Source organism: Kitasatospora sp. NPDC056783, assembly GCF_042789895.1.
Classification (GTDB): Bacteria; Actinomycetota; Actinomycetes; order Streptomycetales; family Streptomycetaceae; genus Kitasatospora.
The window spans coordinates 1-1,421 of record NZ_JBHUAF010000707.1 but is presented as its reverse complement, the minus strand read 5'-3'; the positions used below and the strand labels follow the sequence as shown (position 1 = coordinate 1,421).

The window sequence follows — 1,421 nt, the reverse complement described above, 5'->3', positions numbered from 1 at the left end:
TAGTACTCCAGCCGCACTTCGTGATCGGGCCGGTTGGTTCGGGAACTGGAACGGCCACCGCGTGATCTTGGTGAGGTGTGTGGACTCTTCAAGATCGGACGGTGGCCGCGAGCCACAGCGTAGACCCTGACCGGTGGCGATCGGTGCTCGGGGAGGTGATGGCCAAGGTAGCGGGCAGGTTCGTCCGGGTCGAACCCCGCTCCACAGCCCGAGCGTTCGTCACCGGTCTGCTCTCGGATGCGGAGCGCAAGAACTGCTGGTCTCTGGCCGAGCAGGCAGGCCATGACAGGCCGGACGCAATGCAACGCCTCCTGCGCTCGGCCCGCTGGGACGCCGACGCGGTCCGCGACGACCTGCGTGACCTGGTCCTGGAGCGCCTGGGCGACCCGGACGGGGTCCTGATCGTGGACGAGACCGGGTTCCTGAAGAAGGGCGAGCACTCCGCCGGGGTCCAACGGCAGTACACCGGCACCGCAGGACGGATAGAGAACTCCCAGATAGGGGTCTTCCTCGCCTACGCATCCCCGCGCGGACGCGCGCTGATCGACCGGCGGCTCTACCTGCCCAAGGACAGCTGGTGCGCCGATGGTCCCCGTCGAACCGCGGCGGGCATACCCGAGCAGGCCGTGTTCGCGACGAAGCCGCACCTCGCCCGCAACATGATCACCGCCGCACTCGAAGCCGGCACCCCGGCCCGGTGGGTCACCGGGGACGAGGTCTACGGCCAGGACCCCGCCCTGCGCTTGGAGCTGGAGGCCCGCGGCACCGGCTACGTCCTGGCGGTATCGTGCGCGACTCGCGTCCGCATCAACAACGGCCGCACTCCGGTCCGCGCCGACACCGCCGCCGCATGCCTGCCCGAAGACGCCTGGCAGATCCGCAGTGCCGGCGCCGGCGCCAAGGGCCCACGGATCTACCGGTGGGCGTGGATCGCGCTGGACGGTGACGGCCGCCGCCGCCAACTGCTGGTCCGCCGCAACACCGCTACCGGCGAGCGGGCCTTCTACCTGTGCTTCACCCCGCAACCGACGCCTCTGTCGACCCTCGTACAGGTCGCCGGAGTGCGCTGGTCGATCGAGGAGTGTTTCCAGGCGGCCAAGGGGCAGGTCGGACTCGACCACTACCAGGTCCGGCACTTCACCTCCTGGCACCGCCATATCACCCTGGCCATGCTCGCGCTGGCCGTCCTCGCCTTCCTGGTGGCCGAAGCCGCAAGGACTCCCACAGGGCCCGGCCGCCTGCCTATCAGCCTGACCGCCAACGAGATCCGTCACCTGATGAACGCTCTGATCCTCGACCAGCCACGCTCGCCCGCCCTCGTCCTCCACTGGTCGATATGGCGCCGGACGCACCAGGGACGAGCCCGCCACAGCCACTACCAGCGCAGACTCGCCACCTGATCACGAAGTGCGGCTGGAGTA

The 1,421-nt window shown here is 69.2% G+C and carries 1 protein-coding gene; it reads left to right on the top strand.

Going from position 1 to position 1,421, the window contains the following annotated elements:
- Window positions 1-158: 158 nt before the first annotated feature.
- Window positions 159-1,400: an IS701 family transposase gene (locus ACFRMQ_RS40765; protein WP_380735983.1), complete on the top strand. Its 1,242-nt coding sequence runs from the start codon at window positions 159-161 to the stop codon at window positions 1,398-1,400.
- Window positions 1,401-1,421 lie beyond the last annotated feature (21 nt).

Bases quoted from the DNA above. Each gene is read 5' to 3' on its own strand.
- ACFRMQ_RS40765 (WP_380735983.1), top strand. From the start codon at position 159: ATGGCCAAGGTAGCGGGCAGGTTCGTCCGGGTCGAACCCCGCTCCACA.